Below are 16,792 nucleotides of genomic sequence, written 5' to 3'. Positions count from 1 at the left end.
GCTCCACATCTACTTATCCACTTTAACACTTAATGTGTTGTGGAATGGTACCCACTTAGTCTTATGCTAGTACTTAATTTCCAGTTTTGCTAGAAATACTTTACGCCAGATAGTAGGAAAAATAAGAAAATTAATTTTTAACTCTCAAGGCTATTATTCGGTAGAACTCAGTTAGCTCTCAGATATTAGTCTAATATAGCAAATGAATAATAGATTGCAATAATGTCATAAATTAAAAAGTTATCTAATGAAAGCATTTTATGTTAAACCAAAATAGCCTTCTATATTAGACGAATAGTATTAGTCTGAAATTAGCGGATAACGACGACCTGTTTATTGCGCTAGGACAAAGTCCTGTGAATTGTGTTATTGAAATGTCGGAGATAAATAAAAAAACGGGAAAAAGTGAGTTTTTCCCGTTTCAAAGATAATCGGAGTACCTATAGTAAAGTCATGCTATAGGTAATATTACGATTATAAAACGTGTACTGATGAAGTATTTGTTGTTCCACTTGGTACGAGTGCGCCAGAAACCATGACAATGGCATCACCTTCTTTAGCGAGACCACTATTTAGCGCTGCACGTTTACCTTCACGATAGAAGTCATCTGTTGATGTGAATCCACCGACCATCATTGGAATAACCCCTTTTACCAATAACAGCTGACGCGCCGTCTCTTCATTGGTGGTCAATGCTAAAATTGGTGCGGTAGGGAAATATTTACGGACCGATTTTGCAGATTTACCACCGAAAGTCGCCACAACAATCAGTGGTACTTCCAATTTTTGTGACATTTCTACTGCACCACGGCAAACGGCTTCGGTGACGCGTAAACGCTGACCAGGTTTTTGGTTATCGATACGTGAAGGCATAACACGGTCAGTACGCTCACAAATCGTTGCCATGATAGTGACTGCTTCAATAGGGTATTTACCTTTCGCACTTTCACCAGAAAGCATCACGGCATCGGTACCATCGAGGATAGCGTTCGCTACGTCACCCGCTTCGGCACGAGTAGGGCGAGGGTTTTTGATCATTGAATCTAACATTTGTGTTGCTGTGATAACCACTTTGCGTGCAGCAATACATTTTTCAATCATCATTTTTTGCGCGAAAATGACTTCTTCTACTGGGATCTCAACACCCAAATCCCCACGAGCAACCATGATACCGTCAGAAGCTTCAAGGATCTCATCAAAATTATTTAAACCTTCTTGGTTCTCAATTTTTGAGATAATTTGAATATTCTCGCCGCCATGTTTTTTCAGATGCGCACGAATTTCTTCAACGTCAGAACGTTTACGGATAAAAGAGGCAGCGACAAAATCAACGCCTTGTTCACAACCAAACACCAAGTCTTCTTTATCTTTTTCTGCGAGAGCAGGTAGGCCGATAGATACGCCTGGTAGGTTAACGCCTTTTTTCTCGCCTAAGTCACCATTATTTAAGACTTCACAGATAACTTCTGTTGCGGTGACATCTTTCACTTTCATACCAATCAAACCATCATCAACTAAAACGGTATCACCAGCATTCAGATCAGACGTTAAACCTGCATAGGTTACGGCAACTTTATCTTTATTACCGATGACTGAGGTGTCTGTCGTGAATGTGAAAGTTTGACCAGCGACTAAAGAAACGTCATTACCGCCTTCGAGTTTCATTGTGCGGATTTCTGGTCCTTTAGTATCAAGCAGGATAGCGGCTTGTTTGCCTGTTCTCGCACAGACTGCGCGTAGGTTTTTGATACGTTGACCATGTTCTTCATAGTCGCCGTGGGAGAAGTTAAGACGCATGACATTCATGCCTGCATCAAGAAGTTGACTCAATTTTTCTTCTGATTCGGTTTTTGGGCCGATGGTACAAACAATTTTGGTTTTTTTCATGGCAGTCTATCTAAAGGTTATAAAGGAAATCGGTATCGTCGCCGGCTTATTTACGGTGCGCAGAATATTAAAAGTTGCGCAACACATTGTATTAAGAATAGGCGACGGTCTGGTGTTTAATCCAATTATGTTGTGAATTAGATCTCATTTTTTATGCAAATTATTGTTATTGTAACCTAAATCACTAAAGCTAACTTACTGATTTATTTTTGATGAAACCTTTCAGCTAGTGAGCTTATTATAGACAACAAAAAACTGTGAGACAAATCAAATTTTACAAAATTGAGCGAAGGGATATTTCAGATCAAAAAATGATGGTTTTAAGATGGGAAGTTGCGCAACAAAATCAAGTTATGTGCACTAATGCATGAATATAAGCGGATATTGATGATACTAGAGAACGATAAGATGGTGCGTCCGAGTAGACTCGAACTACCGACCCCCACCATGTCAAGGTGGTGCTCTAACCAACTGAGCTACGGACGCATTACAATTTCGTTGACGTCTTTGAAATGGTGCGTCCGAGTAGACTCGAACTACCGACCCCCACCATGTCAAGGTGGTGCTCTAACCAACTGAGCTACGGACGCATTATGATTTCATTGACGTTTTTGAATGGTGCGTCCGAGTAGACTCGAACTACCGACCCCCACCATGTCAAGGTGGTGCTCTAACCAACTGAGCTACGGACGCATTTCAAAATTGTCTGGGTGACAACGGGAACGAATATTAACTTTCTGTCGCCGTTCTGGCAAGGGGAAAATGTATTTTCGTGATAGTTTGCTCGTATTTACAGCGACTAAGTCGAAAATACATTCCCCAATACGATAATTTGCTGATTATTCGCTCAACTAGCGTGTTGATCGTAACAGCACAACGCTATCAGGTTGTTTATGGATCCACCAAATACGCGTTGCCATACCGATAGCGGCAGCGCTCAGACCAACAATAAAGCCAATCCAAAAACCTTGAGGCCCCATCGCTGGCAATAGGATATCTGTTAAAGCGAGCACATACCCAATAGGTAACCCTAAAATCCAATAGGCGGTAAAAGTAATAAAGAAAATAGAACGAGTATCTTTATAGCCACGTAGGATACCTGCACCGATAACTTGTACTGAATCCGATAACTGATAAATGGCTGCAAATAGCATTAAGCTTGAAGCCAGTACGACGACTTCAGGACTCTTGTTATACATTAAGGCGATAGGTTCACGTAAGGTTGCAGTGAGGATCGCCGTCATGCAAGCGACTAATAACCCAACAACCAAACTGGTATAAGAGGAGACTTTGGCGGCCTCAGTGGATTGCTGCCCAAGGTTATAGCCAACACGAATCGTCGCTGCAATGCCTAATGACAATGGGAACATAAACATCACTGAGCTGAAGTTTAATGCAACTTGGTGACCCGCTACAGCGACAACACCTAATGGCGCGACCATCAAGGCAACGATGGCAAATAATGTCACTTCAAAGAACAACGCTAAACCAATAGGTACACCTAATACAAAAATACGTTTCATAATTTGTGGGTTAGGGGACGCAAATCGTTGGGTCGCTCTAATATCACGTTGTGTCGGCGCTCTTCGAACATACCAACGCATCATTAAACACATAACCCAATAAACCGACGCCGTTGCAACACCACAACCCACGCCACCTAACGCAGGCGCACCAAAATGGCCATAAATAAAGATGTAGTTAATCGGAATGTTAACCATTAGACCCAGAAAACCAATCACCATCCCCGGTTTGGTTTTTGACAGGCCTTCACACTGGCTACGGAACACTTGATAAAATAAATAACCAGGCGCCCCCCACATAATGGCATGCAAGAAACGAACCGATTTATCTGCCAGTTCTTCATCAATATGTGGCATGTTGCCGATGATTAACTTGCTATTATAAAGTAAAAAAATCACGCCAAGTGAAAGAAAGAAGGCGAGCCATAATCCCTGCTGAATTTGATTACCAATTAAATTACGGCGACCGGAACCATTCATCTGAGCGACGATAGGTGTCAATGCCATTAATAGCCCTTGACCAAAAAGAATAGCTGGCAGCCAGATAGAAAATCCGACTGCAACTGCTGACATCTCAGTTTCACTAACGCTACCTGCCATGACGGTATCCACAAAACCCATTGCAGTTTGTGAAAATTGGGCAAGAATGATCGGAATGCCGAGAGCTAGCAAGCTACGCGCTTCTGTAAAATATTTCTGCACGCATACACCTTTAGAGTAATAAACACTGATTAATAGAATTTAGAGAAAGAAATGCTAATGATTTTTGATATATCAAATAGTTAATAGCAACGTTATATTTTAACTCTTTTAATAATTTAATCCAATGGCTCGCAAGTCTGAATATCAAATAAAGTCATCAATAGACAAGTGTGATGGCCTAGAAGAATTCATTACGAGGTTAGATAAAACCACTCAAATTAGGTAGATCTCTAAGAAATGTCAGGTAAACTGAGTCTATCAATTCACAGCACTGAGAATCATTATGTTTACAGGTATTGTTCAAGGCACAGCCCCAATTATTGAGGTCACGGAAAGAGCGAATTTTCGTACCCATGTGATGAAATTTACACCAGAACTACTTGTCGGGTTAGAAACCGGCGCTTCAGTTGCGCATAATGGTTGTTGCTTGACCGTGACAAAAATAGATGGCGAGTATGTTAGTTTTGATCTCATCAAGGAAACATTAAGGCTGACCAATCTTGGCGAATTGAAAGTTGGCGATGTCGTTAATATCGAAAGAGCCGCGAAATATGGTGATGAAATAGGTGGTCATGTGGTATCAGGACACATTGTGACGACCGCGGAAATTAGCAAAATTTTCACCTCAGAAGATAACCATCAAATTTGGCTGTCTATTTATGACAAATCGCTGATGAAATATATTTTGCACAAAGGGTTTGTTGCGATTGATGGTATAAGCCTAACGGTAGGCGATGTTATCAATAATCGTTTTTGTGTTCATTTAATTCCTGAAACCCTAGCAAGAACGACATTAGGTAAAAAACGCTTAGGGGACAAAGTGAATATAGAAATAGACCCACAAACGCAAGCCATTGTAGATACAGTGGAAAGGGTTTTAGCGCAGAAAGAACAAGAAAAGAAAGCCCAAGAAGCGCTTACACAAGAGAGCGATAGTTAAATACCCGAGCGGGGTAGGCAGTGAGGCTTACTTAAAATGCTATAACACCGTAAGATCAACGGCGGTTATAGCATTAAAAAATTCAAACAAATTAAAGGTGTTATGCATTAGCGTGAAAACCTATTTGTTTGAAAAGTTAACGGTGAGGGGGCGCTTTGCAGCCCTTGCCATTAACTTACTTAATTAATCTTTGCATTGATAATTTTCACTAAAATTAATCGAGATGCTTGCATTATCACGTTCAATAGCTTCAACCAACAGTTTAAAATGCGCTGATTTTTTATGCATCTCAAGAGCATCAGCACTTTCCCATTCTTCAAAAACAATGTAGCCATCATCTTTAGTGAAGAGGTCGTATTTGATACACCCTTGTTCACGTCGACTTAATTTAGCTAAATTTTTGATAATATCCTTGGTTAAATACCCATCCTTATTTTCCGTCGTGATTTGTGCATATACAACAATACTCATTCCGTTCTCCTTAATGTGTATTGAGAACTATCTTAAAGGGTACTTGGCTTTTGTATTGTAAAAAAACGAATAGCTGGACTTTAAGAAGGCGGACGGGGTCATGGTAAAATAACGCTTAAAATCACGGTAAAAGTGAGACTGATCATAATAGCCTGTTTCCAGCCAACGATAGGTATCTTGCTCGTGAAGCATGCTTTTAAGTAATTGTTCTAAACGGCAATTTATCTGATATCTTTTAGGCGTGATCCCATATTCTTTGACAAATTCTTTTTGGATAAAACGTGCACTATATCCCATTTCATCGGCAATATCGTTAATCTTTTTGTTTGGATGGCGATAGAGAATAGCCAATATATCATCGACTAATTGATGCTGTTTTGAGGCCTTAGTCACAGTAAAACATTCTAATAGCTCTTTAAAAGAAGCATTGATTAAGTTTTGATACCAAGGTTCTGACCATATGCTCTCAAGCGAGGTGGGATTATCCGTATAAGCTAAGGTACGTTGAGGCAGTAAAAAACGCACCGCATCATGACGCACACGTAATATAATTAATTTTCCTTGATTCGGTTTTGCTGTAAATGTCTCGACTCGGGGAATGACAAGTTGATATTGGCTAACTTGTTGTTGGTGTGCTGTTGATAAATGTAACTCTTTGGTGGAAATCCAAATCTCAGCGCCAGTACCAGGAAAAATTTTAATGGGTTTAGTAAATTTTTTAAAAATTAAGATGGAGCTAATAAAACCATTCAATTCAGCTGGTGGATAATACTGTTTGAGCATAGTCTATACGTAAAGAGTTATTAAGATAACATATAATAACGTTTTTTAGTCGAAAGACTAATAAATTAATACTCACGACGAAATTAAGGCTCTATCAAGAGATTTTTTCTCAATAATAGAGCCTTAACGACGGTTTTAAAGAATACTCGCTTGGTTAATTAACGTGGTACTCTCATTCCGCCGCTGACCCCATTGGGGCTCCAGAGAATTTGCCATAGCTGAATATCTCTGGCTCGAAAAGCACCAGCACAGGAATTTAAATAATAGCTAAACATACGTTTAAAGCGAGGCGTATAATTCTCGCTTAATTCAGGCCAGCTATTTAAAAAGCGCTCATACCAAGCCATGAGCGTTTTGTCATAATCAGCACCAAAATTATGCCAATCTTCCATGACAAATTTTCCTTCACTGGATTGACCTATATTTTGAATGGAAGGAAGTACGCCATTGGGGAATATATATTTACCGATCCATGAGTCGACATTTACCTTATTTTTATTAGAGCCAATGGTATGTAACAAAAATAAGCCATCGTCTTTAATATTGCGGCGTGCTACATCAAAATAGGTTGCATAATTTTTAGGTCCAACATGTTCGAACATACCGACAGAAACGATACGATCGAATTTATCATTTAGTTCGCGATAGTCTTGCAAGATAATATTAACATCTAGGCCAGCGCAACGTTCTTGAGCCAATTTTTGTTGTTCTTTAGAAATGGTAACACCGGTAACAGATGCGCCATAATGGCGTGCAGCATAAGCACTTAGGCCACCCCATCCGCATCCAATATCTAACAGACGCATACCCGGCTCAATTTGCAATTTGCGACAGATTAAATCTAATTTATTTTCTTGTGCTTGCTCAAGTGTCGTTGCATGATTCCAATAGCCACAAGAATATTGCATATAAGGATCTAGCATTAGGGTAAAAAGATCATTTCCCAAATCATAATGTTCTTCCCCAACAATCCAAGAGCGTTTCTCTGTTTGCAAATTTCGTAGGCGCGCCATGGCGATTTTCATGATATCTGTGAGGTTATTTGGCAGCTTTGTATCAAGCTTGGCTTTTAAAACTTTATAAAAAAAGATATCCAAGCGTTCACAGTCCCACCAACCGTCCATGTAACTCTCGCCTAGACCGAGAGAACCTTTTTGCAGAACCCTTTTATAAAAATCAGTATTATGTATTTGGATGTCGAACGGTCTAGAGCCGTTTATTTCAATTCCAGCTTGATTTAATAAAGATTCTGCGATTCTTTGCCAATTAGAAACTTTAGTTTTGGTTTCATCTACACAAGTGCTCATATGCTCTCCAACTTGAGATGAAGGTTTTTGAGATAGAATTTCAGCTTGCTGAAGGTGTAGGATTGCGAAGAATTGCTTCACAAAGACAGGAACGCATTTATACCGTCGCGCCCTGAGTTTAAACCATGAATATCGTATTAACTCAAAAATCACTTCGGACTAAGTATTATCCGAGTATAGAAGTGATAATTTTATTTAACAATGGCGAAAAATGTCACTTTTGGTAAAAAAGGAGAATTTTAAGCGATAACACTGAATTAGAGTATCAGATAAGGTGTGGATAATCATAGAAAGATGGTCGGAAGAGGGTTTTTTGAGGAAATCAGCCACGACAAAGCAGTGGCTGATGAGTTAACAGGTTGTTAATTCTGATAACTTGTTCTTTCATTAGTCTGTTTGGTGCAATCTTTTGTATATTGCATAAAATAACCAATAACCATCGGTATGATGGTCACCGCCATGACACCGGTTGTCGATAATAAAGGATCGAAAGGTAACGCTGAAACCAATAAACTGGCTAAAAAACATAAACCAAGTTGCAAAGCATTTTGTAATGCAGCGGCTTTACCGCTAGCCTGTGGATAGGTATTGAGTGCTTTTGACACCGCGATTGGATAAGACGCCCCATTCATTGCTGCCATAAAACAGAATGGAATTAAGATCATGGTGAGGCTCGGTGTTGTGTATATCGCCATCAAAAAGAGTATCGACATGCTCACCGCATAACCGACCAACAGTAATGGAAATAATACTTCAGCACGAATTTTGATTAATAGAAAACGGCAGCCATAGCCACCAATAATAAATGCTAGCGTTTGTGGGATGTAGCTCAAACCAATATCAGCAGGGTTAAAACCCATATTTCTTAAAATAAATGGTGAACCTGTTAACCAAGCAAAAAAACCCGCACTACATGAAGCGTAGACTAACACGTTACCACTATAGATACGTGAACCCAGTAGTTTTAAAAACGAAATAGATTCTTGGTCATGGGAATCCACCGTCATGTCTTTTGAAGGATTCTTTTTCAATAACAGGGTTGGAATTAACAATAAAATACCAACAGCCATTAAGACAATAAAAATAATTTCCCAATTATAATGTTCAAGAACCCATGCACCTAATAACGGTGCTAAAGCCGGAGAAAGAGCCACTAAAGGCATAATCGAAGCAAAGACTTTTTGAGTGCTCGCAGCATCATAGCGGTCAATGACCAGAGCTTGCCAGAGCACAGCCGCACTACAGACGCCAACCGCCTGTAAAAAACGCAAAATAAGGAGTTGAGTCGCATCCGTTACCCATAAAATGCCTAAACAGCTCACAATGAATAACGATAAACCTGCGATCAATATCGGTTTGCGTCCCAGTTTGTCAGATAATGGCCCCCACAAAAGTTGTGCAAAGGCAAAACCAGCTAAGAAAATGCTCAAAGAAGCACTAATCGCACCTTCAGAAGTGTTTAATGCCGTTTGCATTGAACCAAATGCAGGCAGGTACATATCGATGGCTAAAAAACCAAGCATACTCAAACCAGCAAGGTAAAGCATAAAGCCTGGGGAGTTTTTTGTCGCAGAATTTGTCATGGAAGCTTACTTATCCAGAATTTACATAATTGTTAACAGAGACTCTATTTTATAGGTTGTATTTTTACATTGTGAAACGGTAATATTTGGAATCTGCTATCAAAATTTTTGAAGGGTATCATTATGTGGTCAGCTCATGCTCTAGAAGTTATTGATGCCGTTGCAAGAACGGGAAGTTTTAGTGGCGCTGCGGAAGAACTGCATCGTGTTCCTTCTGCAATTAGCTATACGGTTAAGCAAGTAGAGGAATGGCTTGCTGTACCTATCTTTGAACGTCGTCACCGCGATGTTGCCTTAACTGAGGCAGGGGAGATTTTCATCAAGCAAAGTCGCTCCGTTATCAAAAAAATGATACAAACGCGTCACCAATGTCAACAGGCAGCAAATGGTTGGCGAGGGCAGTTTAGTATCGCGGTAGATTGTATTGTCAAACCTCAGCGAACAGAGCAACTGATCTTAGATTTCTATCGTCATTTTCCTGATATCGAATTATATATTCATCCTGAAGTGTTTAACGGCGTATGGGATGCACTCGCCGATGGGCGTGTTGATGTTGCGATTGGTGCGACGCGCGCTTCACCCATCGGAGAGCGTTATAGTTTTCGTGATATGGGGTTTATGTCATGGCGTTGTGTGGCCAGTCCAAACCATCCTCTGGCACAGCTAAAAGGAAAATTGACAGACGATCAAATGCGCGAATACCCAAGTTTATGCCTTGAAGATACCTCACGTAACTTGCCGAAAAGAGATACATGGGCATTAGATAATCAGCGGCGTTTAGTGGTGCCTTTTTGGGAAAATGGTATGACATGTCTTGTTAATGGCTTATGTGTTGGCATGGTACCTGAGCACCGAGCAAAGCCCTTTTGTGATGAGGGGAAATTAGCCCAATTGCAGCTATCTCAGCCATTCCCTCCGAGTCCTTGCTGTTTAACGTGGGTGGAAAAGAATACATCACCGGCGTTGAGTTGGTTACTTGAATATCTTGGGGATAGTGAAACACTCAACGCCGAATGGTTAGCGCCTTAATTAACGACGGTAGTCAATAAATGGTCCGTCAGCAACAGAACGACGCTCAACTAGGCGAGGATGGACTTCAATCGTTTGTGCATCTTCGCGCTTGTTCACAATACGATCAAGCAGCATAGCGAATGCCATCTGGCCTAGACGCTCTTTAGGCTGGTGGATAGTCGTCAACGCGGGAGTAAAATAACGCGCATTGCGCACATTATCATAGCCAATGATAGAAATGTCTTGAGGAACACGCAATCCCATCTCATCCGCAGCGCAAATTGCGCCCATCGCCATAATGTCACCGCCACAGAACACGGCAGTAGGTTTTTGCTTATTGCTTAAGATCTGCATCATTGCTTTATAACCAGATTCTGGTTCAAAGTCGCCTTGCACGATCCATTCATCACGTAAAGTCACTTTCGCTTCTTCCATGGCTTTTTTAAAACCCGTCAGTCGACCAATACCGGTGTTGCGTTCTAAAGAGCCAGGGATCACGCCGATGTCACGGTGACCACGATCAATTAAATAACGACCTGCGAGGTAACCGCCATGAAAAGAGTTATCAATGATACTGTCGGTAAAATCACCACGGGAAGTGCCCCAGTCCATGACGACCATAGGAATATTGCGATAATCTTCCAGCATATGGATTAGTTTATCGGGATATTCAGAACACATGACGAGTAGCCCATCAACACGCTTTTGCGCAAGCATTTGTAAGTAAGCTTGTTGCTTACCTAAGTTATTATGAGAGTTACATAAAATAAGGGTATAACCTTTCTCATAGCAACTATTCTCGACTGACTCAATCACTTCAGCAAAATAAGGCGCCTCACTTGATGTCGCGAGTAGGCCAATTGATTTTGTATGATTAACTTTCAAACTACGAGCAACAGCACTCGGTGAATAGTTGAGTTCTTTTATCGCAGCCCAAACAGCCGCTTTAGTATCATCAGCTACGAAGCGCGTTTTGTTTATTACATGGGATACGGTTGTGGTGGAGACGCCAGCGCGCTTCGCCACATCTTTAATCGTTGCCATGGGAAAAAAAAACTCCTGACCAATAATCGGTCTTGTTATGAATTCTTATTAAAAAATTACCTAATATTACCTACATATTGAGGCATAGTGCCTTAACTGGCAATAATTTAGCGATTAGTTATCGATTTTGTCTGATCTAGCGCAAAAACAAAAGAAATAATTGATGTTATAACCTGTGATATAGACACTGGTTTTTATAAATCGTCATGTCATACTTATTTAACCATGTATAAGTTATGGTTATTTTGCTGGTTAACTGTTCGTTATGATGAGAGGGACTCATGGATACAGATTTTAAATTTGGACTATTAGCAGCGTTAGGTTCTTTGGCTGTGATCATTGCTTTTGCAGTACATATTTTTTAATTTTACTGTTTAATTAAAGGTGAAATTAAGAAGGGCGAGTATTGACTCGCCCTTTAGCTATTCTCTAAAGAAAATGATTAAGCGAGGTTTTCTTCAACGAATTTCCAGTTGACTAAGGCCCAGAAGTTCTCTAGGTATTTAGGGCGCGCATTACGGTAATCAATGTAATAAGCGTGTTCCCAAATATCGACAGTGAGGATAGGTTTATCATCACCAGAGATAGGGGTTGCCGCATTTGATGTATTCACAATAGCTAAGCTGCCATCGGTTTTTTGAACCAGCCAAGTCCAACCGGCACCGAAATTTTTAATCGCAGCATCTGTGAACTGTTGTTTGAATTCAGCGAAAGAACCAAAAGCTTTATTAATGGCTTCAGCAACTTTACCGGTTGGTTCTCCACCCGCATTTGGTGCTAAGCAGTGCCAGTAAAAAGTATGGTTCCAAACCTGTGCGGCGTTATTAAAAATACCCGCATCTGAAGTCTTGATGATCTCTTCCAGTGATTTACCTTCGAAAGCCGTACCTTTGACTAAATTGTTGAGATTAACAACATAGGTATTATGGTGTTTACCATAGTGATACTCTAAGGTTTCTTCCGAGATATAAGGTTCTAGCGCATTTTTAGCATAAGGTAGAGCGGGAAGTTCAAATGACATTGCGTACTCCTTGTTTGCGTTTAAAACAACACATATGGGTGTGGTGCTCATAAAAGTGAGCAAATAATTTAATACGTATATCTTGCTATGAGTTATACACGAACCGAACGTTCATGCGGTCTTGCTTATTCTTTAATAGATTAATAATAGCATGAGATGCTTGCCGAGTTATAGGCATGGATATTCTGCGTCATATATTACCAAATTTTTTCAACAAAAACACCTTAAAATCATAGAGATAATTATCTTAATCAATAGAGTTTAAGATCGCGCTTTTCTGCCTTGCTGAAGGAAGTTCGTGTAACTTAAAACGGGATTCTAGAAAAAATCCCTTTTTCCAGCTTGGAGTGCTATAGTAATACCCCTGTAAAACTGGCATATTGTATGAAACAATCACGTTTTAACATTCCGGTCAAATATTCTAGCTTAGTCGCCATCGTTGAGAAAATGGCTGACGATGGCGACTGACTGCAAATCAGCACCCATGTTCTAAGGAAGTAAAAATGACGACAATTGAAAGAATCGAGCGCCAAATTAAAGAAAACCCAATCCTTCTGTACATGAAAGGCTCTCCTAAGCTCCCTAGCTGTGGTTTTTCTGCTCAGGCAGTTCAAGCTTTATCTGCTTGTGGTGAACGTTTCGCTTATGTCGATATTCTGCAAAATCCAGATATTCGTGCAGAACTACCAAAATACGCTAATTGGCCAACTTTCCCACAATTATGGGTTGATGGTGAGCTAGTAGGCGGTTGCGATATCATCATGGAAATGTATCAGCGCGGTGAACTCCAGTCACTGATTAAAGAAACTGCTGATAAGTATCGCTCTGCGGATGAGACTCGTGCGGAGTAAGTATCTGCTTAGTTAAGAACGCCGAGTAAATCTAAAAAACCGTATTAGCCCCATAGGTTAAGCTAATGCGGTTTTTTTGTATCTTAAGGGGCTTAAGGGGGCGGGGTTACTCTTGCTCTGCGAGTGGCCAACCACCTAGCTTTTTCCATTTATTTACTAATTCACAGAACAACAGTGCGGTACGATTCGTATCATATAAGGCCCCGTGAGCTTGCTTGCCATCAAATGGAATACCCGCTGTCACACAAGCTTTCGCTAAAATCGTTTGTCCGAAAACCAGACCACTTAATGCCGCAGTATCGAATGTGGCAAATGGGTGGAATGGATTACGTTTTAAGCCTGCACGTTCAGCTGCATTCATGACAAAACTATGATCGAATGTCGCATTATGAGCAACAATAATGGCTCGATTACAATCGGTAGCTTTCATCCCTTTGCGTACCATTTTAAAAATAGCGTGCAAAGCGTCGTATTCACTAACTGCACCACGTAATGGGTTAGTGGGATCAATGCCGGTGAAGGCTAAAGCTGTTGGTTCTAAATTTGCTCCCTCAAAGGGTTCTACATGAAAATGTAAGGTCTCATCAGGGGATAACCAGCCGTCTTTATCCATTTTTAAAGTAATGGCGGCAATTTCAAGTAGGCCATCCGTTTTGGCGTTAAACCCACCCGTTTCCACATCAATGACGACAGGATAGTATCCTCTGAAGCGGTTAACGAGTGCATTGGGATTATTTTTATCAGACATTAGGTTTTTATATTAGGTTTCTGGTTAGTGGCTATTATGCCAAAGCCAAAAAAATTTTGCAGATAAACTAAAACTAGGCAGGAAGCACACTGCCTAGTGATTCACTCATCAAGGTAAATTAATTACCTAGGCCTTTACTGGCACTTTTATTTTCAATCAACTCGATTTTGTAGCCATCGGGATCTTCAACAAAAGCAATAATCGTGCTGCCCCCTTTTACAGGGCCTGCTTCTCGAGTGACGTTACCACCCGCGTGACGAATATCTTCGCAGGTTTGAGCAACATTATCGACACCAAGCGCAATATGGCCAAAGGCGGTTCCCATCTCGTAGCTATCAACACCCCAGTTATAGGTTAGCTCAATGACTGCACCTTCACTTTCGTCACTGTAACCGACGAATGCCAACGAATATTTATACTCAGGGTTTTCACTGGTACGCAGTAGACGCATACCCAAAACCTTAGTATAAAAATCTATTGAACGCTGCATATCTGTCACACGTAACATAGTATGTAGTAAGCGCATAAAGAACTCCCTTAAAAGTAACTAAGTGAAACTGAATCGTTTAACGATCAATATAACGCACCTATAGGATCGAACACAATGAAATAGGTTTATTTATTAACCAAATAGTAGATATAATCTAATTCATGGAGTATATCATTAATGGGTGTTTTTAGTTAGGTGATATCAATATGGCGGAGCAACTCGAGTTTTTTGAAATTCAAAGCCCTTGTCGTGGAATTTGTCAAACCAATGAACAAGGTTATTGTCGAGGCTGTTTTCGTTCGAGGGAAGAACGCTTTCAGTGGTTAAAATTTACAGATAGCCAAAAACGCAATATTCTACGTTTATGTCGCCAGCGCTACCTTCGTTCAATCTCGGTTAAAACACAAAAAGATGAGCCACCTTCAACGCAACAAGAGTTGTTTTAGTCGATATCTAAACTGAAATAGAGAGTAACTATTTTAAAAAGTAAATTTTATTCGAATATAATTAATTTCAATTCTAATTAATTCAAAAAAGTTAATAACCACACATATTCTTCAATTAAATTTTAGTTATTCAAAATAATTATTAAATAAAGTGTCAGTGATTAAAAATAGCATGATTTTAAGAATAACTATATTTAATTGTTTTTTAAGAAGTAATTTGGAATTGTCTTTTTTATTGTTAATTGTAATTACTATAAGGGTTAAAATAGATAGATTTGAAAGAAGAGTAAGGCTATTCTTATTAACAAGATAATTGAGAGTTCATATTAGTGAATAAAATGATATTTAATATATAAGAAAGTTGAATTTGATTTATGATGGAAATCACAAATCAAATGATTGACTATGACCATAAATGGGTATTTATCATGGTTATTTTTAATAATTAGTTGTCATAGCGAGAGGGAGTGAATATATAATTTAAAAAATAATTTATTGGTTGTATATTTGTTAGGCAGAATAGTGTTATATAAGGAGGGAACATTGGAGTCACAAATAGGAACTGATTTATCACGTGTGGTACGCATGTGGAGATCACTCATTGATCATCGTTTGAAACCGCTTAAGTTAACGCAAACGCATTGGATTACATTGCACAATATTAGTCAATTACCACCTGAACAGTCTCAAATTCAACTCGCAAAAGCTATCGGTATTGAGCAGCCATCATTAGTGAGAACACTTGATCAGTTAGAAGAAAAAAAACTGATATCTCGACACACTTGTGTCAATGATAGACGTGCGAAAAGAATAAAGTTAACGGAGGAGTCTGAACCTTTTATTAAGAAAGTAGATGAAGTTATTGATAACACACGGAAAGAAATTTTAGGCAATATATCTCAAGATGAGCTTGGTCAATTATCCGTTCTATTGTTAAAGCTAGAAAAAAATATCTTAAGATTACAAGGAGATTTGTAGTTAGAGTTTAATAATAAATTAAGTGTATTATTAGTGTTTCAATTATTACAGCAGAATTAATTTTCTATTTTGCTGGGGCCATTATTGTTCTGAGTTTTTGCTAAATAGATGTTTTTTGATATTTAATTATTGATTAAGCTTATTGTTTAGTAATAACTCGTTTTTAACTAAATTGACCAATTAAAGATGAAAAGTTATTCAAAGCGGTATTCATGACAAGCTTTAGTATTCATAAACTTTTGTAAGATTAACTGGTTTTTAAGGAATAAGTCACACAGAGCAAACAAACAATAAATCAAATAGGATTGGCAATTGATGGTGGTAAATCACTTATACATTATCAATCGGTTATTAGAATCCAAGATGATGTAAATACAAATTAGGTGAGTATATAGACAACTAGAGGTATGAAGAGGCTATACGGAAATAGTTTATAAATTCCCTAAGATAAAAAGTATGTTCACCGGTAGGGTACCGGTGAACATATACTCATTATTATTAACGTGGTGATACAGTGACTGTGCCGCCACTATTTGCAATCATGACACGTTGGCCAGAGCGGAAAACACTTGGATCTTGTTTTTGAACAACGACGATATTTTTACCGCTATCAAGACGAATTTCTAATTGTACACCTTGGCTCTTATTCAGCGCACCTTGAGCTTGTTGGCCGGCTAAGCCACCCGCAATTGCTCCCGCTGCGGTAGCAAGCGTTTTACCAGAACCGCCACCAATGGTATTACCCAATAGGCCGCCTAGTACTGCACCACCAATCGCACCGATAACATTTTCATCTTCACCAGCTTGGATGGTAATAGGGCGTGCATTCAATACAGTACCGTAAGTTACAGTCTGTACTTGTTTAGCGTCTTTAGCTGAAATAGTATCACCAGAAAGTGTACTGGTATTGACACAGCCAGATAATACAATGACTGCTACAACACCGACGAAAACTTTCTTAAGCATAATTACTCCTATGAGACTTGCTGTCTGTGGCACTAACATAG

Annotated in this window: 17 protein-coding genes and 3 tRNA genes; 6 read left to right on the top strand and 14 right to left on the bottom strand. The window is 39.5% G+C overall.

What is annotated here, in order from left to right:
- Positions 1-474: 474 nt before the first annotated feature.
- The 5 genes from pykF to ACWPW6_RS11095 all read right to left on the bottom strand — a co-directional run bounded on the left by pykF (position 475) and on the right by ACWPW6_RS11095 (position 4,112).
- Positions 475-1,887 (bottom strand): pyruvate kinase PykF, encoded by a 1,413-nt coding sequence (pykF, locus tag ACWPW6_RS11115; RefSeq protein WP_154625065.1) that lies wholly within the window; start codon positions 1,885-1,887, stop codon positions 475-477.
- A gap of 409 nt (positions 1,888-2,296) precedes the next feature.
- A tRNA-Val gene (locus tag ACWPW6_RS11110) sits at positions 2,297-2,373 on the bottom strand.
- A gap of 27 nt (positions 2,374-2,400) precedes the next feature.
- Positions 2,401-2,477, bottom strand: a tRNA-Val gene (locus ACWPW6_RS11105).
- A 26-nt stretch (positions 2,478-2,503) separates the two neighbouring features.
- A tRNA-Val gene (locus tag ACWPW6_RS11100) sits at positions 2,504-2,580 on the bottom strand.
- 158 nt (positions 2,581-2,738) lie between these two features.
- Positions 2,739-4,112 (bottom strand): MATE family efflux transporter, encoded by a 1,374-nt coding sequence (locus ACWPW6_RS11095; protein WP_163862008.1) that lies wholly within the window; start codon positions 4,110-4,112, stop codon positions 2,739-2,741.
- Positions 4,113-4,395: 283 nt separating this feature from the next.
- Here ACWPW6_RS11095 and ACWPW6_RS11090 point away from each other — a divergent pair, with 283 nt between their 5' ends.
- Positions 4,396-5,052 carry a riboflavin synthase subunit alpha gene (locus ACWPW6_RS11090; protein ID WP_154625066.1) on the top strand — a complete coding sequence of 219 codons (657 nt, stop codon included), beginning with the start codon at positions 4,396-4,398 and terminating at the stop codon, positions 5,050-5,052.
- A 183-nt stretch (positions 5,053-5,235) separates the two neighbouring features.
- On the opposite strand, the gene ACWPW6_RS11085 is transcribed toward ACWPW6_RS11090, so the two are convergent.
- From ACWPW6_RS11085 to punC, 4 genes are all read right to left on the bottom strand, one after another.
- The gene (locus ACWPW6_RS11085; protein WP_154625067.1) at positions 5,236-5,523 is read right to left on the bottom strand and encodes a putative quinol monooxygenase; all 288 of its coding nucleotides are present in this window, start codon (positions 5,521-5,523) and stop codon (positions 5,236-5,238) included.
- Positions 5,524-5,550: 27 nt separating this feature from the next.
- On the bottom strand, positions 5,551-6,306 hold the full coding sequence (locus ACWPW6_RS11080; protein WP_247047079.1) for a helix-turn-helix transcriptional regulator: 756 nt from the start codon (positions 6,304-6,306) through the stop codon (positions 5,551-5,553).
- Between the two features lie 158 nt (positions 6,307-6,464).
- Entirely contained in the window at positions 6,465-7,613 is a 1,149-nt protein-coding gene (cfa, locus tag ACWPW6_RS11075; protein WP_163862004.1) for a cyclopropane fatty acyl phospholipid synthase, read from the bottom strand.
- Between the two features lie 362 nt (positions 7,614-7,975).
- On the bottom strand, positions 7,976-9,196 hold the full coding sequence (gene punC / locus ACWPW6_RS11070; protein WP_154625069.1) for a purine nucleoside transporter PunC: 1,221 nt from the start codon (positions 9,194-9,196) through the stop codon (positions 7,976-7,978).
- Between the two features lie 123 nt (positions 9,197-9,319).
- On the opposite strand from punC, the gene punR reads away from it, so the two are divergent.
- Positions 9,320-10,225 (top strand): DNA-binding transcriptional activator PunR, encoded by a 906-nt coding sequence (gene punR, locus ACWPW6_RS11065; RefSeq protein WP_154625070.1) that lies wholly within the window; start codon positions 9,320-9,322, stop codon positions 10,223-10,225.
- On the opposite strand, the gene purR is transcribed toward punR, so the two are convergent.
- On the bottom strand, positions 10,226-11,251 hold the full coding sequence (purR, locus tag ACWPW6_RS11060) for an HTH-type transcriptional repressor PurR (protein WP_154625071.1): 1,026 nt from the start codon (positions 11,249-11,251) through the stop codon (positions 10,226-10,228).
- A 281-nt stretch (positions 11,252-11,532) separates the two neighbouring features.
- Between purR and cydH the strand changes: the two genes are divergently transcribed.
- Positions 11,533-11,616 carry a cytochrome bd-I oxidase subunit CydH gene (gene cydH, locus ACWPW6_RS11055; protein WP_101495216.1) on the top strand — a complete coding sequence of 28 codons (84 nt, stop codon included), beginning with the start codon at positions 11,533-11,535 and terminating at the stop codon, positions 11,614-11,616.
- A gap of 77 nt (positions 11,617-11,693) precedes the next feature.
- On the opposite strand, the gene sodB is transcribed toward cydH, so the two are convergent.
- The gene (gene sodB / locus ACWPW6_RS11050; RefSeq protein ID WP_154625072.1) at positions 11,694-12,272 is read right to left on the bottom strand and encodes a superoxide dismutase [Fe]; all 579 of its coding nucleotides are present in this window, start codon (positions 12,270-12,272) and stop codon (positions 11,694-11,696) included.
- A gap of 503 nt (positions 12,273-12,775) precedes the next feature.
- Between sodB and ACWPW6_RS11045 the strand changes: the two genes are divergently transcribed.
- Positions 12,776-13,123, top strand: a complete 348-nt coding sequence (locus tag ACWPW6_RS11045; RefSeq protein ID WP_163861998.1) for a Grx4 family monothiol glutaredoxin — start codon at positions 12,776-12,778, stop codon at positions 13,121-13,123.
- Positions 13,124-13,229: 106 nt separating this feature from the next.
- Here ACWPW6_RS11045 and rnt read toward each other — a convergent pair whose 3' ends face one another.
- Both rnt and gloA read right to left on the bottom strand, forming a co-directional pair.
- Positions 13,230-13,871: a ribonuclease T gene (rnt, locus tag ACWPW6_RS11040; RefSeq protein WP_154625074.1), complete on the bottom strand. Its 642-nt coding sequence runs from the start codon at positions 13,869-13,871 to the stop codon at positions 13,230-13,232.
- Positions 13,872-13,989: 118 nt separating this feature from the next.
- Entirely contained in the window at positions 13,990-14,397 is a 408-nt protein-coding gene (gene gloA, locus ACWPW6_RS11035; protein ID WP_154625075.1) for a lactoylglutathione lyase, read from the bottom strand.
- Between the two features lie 170 nt (positions 14,398-14,567).
- Here gloA and ACWPW6_RS11030 point away from each other — a divergent pair, with 170 nt between their 5' ends.
- Together ACWPW6_RS11030 and slyA are read left to right on the top strand one after the other, a co-directional pair.
- A complete protein-coding gene (locus tag ACWPW6_RS11030; RefSeq protein ID WP_154625076.1) occupies positions 14,568-14,807 on the top strand; it encodes a DUF1289 domain-containing protein in 240 nt (79 codons plus the stop codon).
- 543 nt (positions 14,808-15,350) lie between these two features.
- Positions 15,351-15,785: a transcriptional regulator SlyA gene (gene slyA, locus ACWPW6_RS11025; protein WP_154635589.1), complete on the top strand. Its 435-nt coding sequence runs from the start codon at positions 15,351-15,353 to the stop codon at positions 15,783-15,785.
- A gap of 498 nt (positions 15,786-16,283) precedes the next feature.
- On the opposite strand, the gene ACWPW6_RS11020 is transcribed toward slyA, so the two are convergent.
- Complete coding sequence (locus tag ACWPW6_RS11020) at positions 16,284-16,751, bottom strand: outer membrane lipoprotein (protein ID WP_249998854.1); 468 nt, start codon at positions 16,749-16,751, stop codon at positions 16,284-16,286.
- Between the last annotated feature and the right edge of the window lie 41 nt (positions 16,752-16,792).

It is taken from the genome of Providencia sp. Marseille-Q8014, from assembly GCF_965112055.1.
The sequence above is the reverse complement of the archived record's forward strand: the minus strand, read 5'-3'. Positions and strand labels throughout refer to the sequence as shown.

Coding starts and splice junctions, on each gene's coding strand:
- pykF (WP_154625065.1), bottom strand. CDS start 1,887: ATGAAAAAAACCAAAATTGTTTGTACCATCGGCCCAAAAACCGAATCA.
- ACWPW6_RS11090 (WP_154625066.1), top strand. CDS start 4,396: ATGTTTACAGGTATTGTTCAAGGCACAGCCCCAATTATTGAGGTCACG.
- ACWPW6_RS11085 (WP_154625067.1), bottom strand. CDS start 5,523: ATGAGTATTGTTGTATATGCACAAATCACGACGGAAAATAAGGATGGG.
- ACWPW6_RS11080 (WP_247047079.1), bottom strand. CDS start 6,306: ATGCTCAAACAGTATTATCCACCAGCTGAATTGAATGGTTTTATTAGC.
- cfa (WP_163862004.1), bottom strand. CDS start 7,613: ATGAGCACTTGTGTAGATGAAACCAAAACTAAAGTTTCTAATTGGCAA.
- punC (WP_154625069.1), bottom strand. CDS start 9,196: ATGACAAATTCTGCGACAAAAAACTCCCCAGGCTTTATGCTTTACCTT.
- punR (WP_154625070.1), top strand. CDS start 9,320: ATGTGGTCAGCTCATGCTCTAGAAGTTATTGATGCCGTTGCAAGAACG.
- purR (WP_154625071.1), bottom strand. CDS start 11,251: ATGGCAACGATTAAAGATGTGGCGAAGCGCGCTGGCGTCTCCACCACA.
- cydH (WP_101495216.1), top strand. CDS start 11,533: ATGGATACAGATTTTAAATTTGGACTATTAGCAGCGTTAGGTTCTTTG.
- sodB (WP_154625072.1), bottom strand. CDS start 12,272: ATGTCATTTGAACTTCCCGCTCTACCTTATGCTAAAAATGCGCTAGAA.
- ACWPW6_RS11045 (WP_163861998.1), top strand. CDS start 12,776: ATGACGACAATTGAAAGAATCGAGCGCCAAATTAAAGAAAACCCAATC.
- rnt (WP_154625074.1), bottom strand. CDS start 13,871: ATGTCTGATAAAAATAATCCCAATGCACTCGTTAACCGCTTCAGAGGA.
- gloA (WP_154625075.1), bottom strand. CDS start 14,397: ATGCGCTTACTACATACTATGTTACGTGTGACAGATATGCAGCGTTCA.
- ACWPW6_RS11030 (WP_154625076.1), top strand. CDS start 14,568: ATGGCGGAGCAACTCGAGTTTTTTGAAATTCAAAGCCCTTGTCGTGGA.
- ACWPW6_RS11020 (WP_249998854.1), bottom strand. CDS start 16,751: ATGCTTAAGAAAGTTTTCGTCGGTGTTGTAGCAGTCATTGTATTATCT.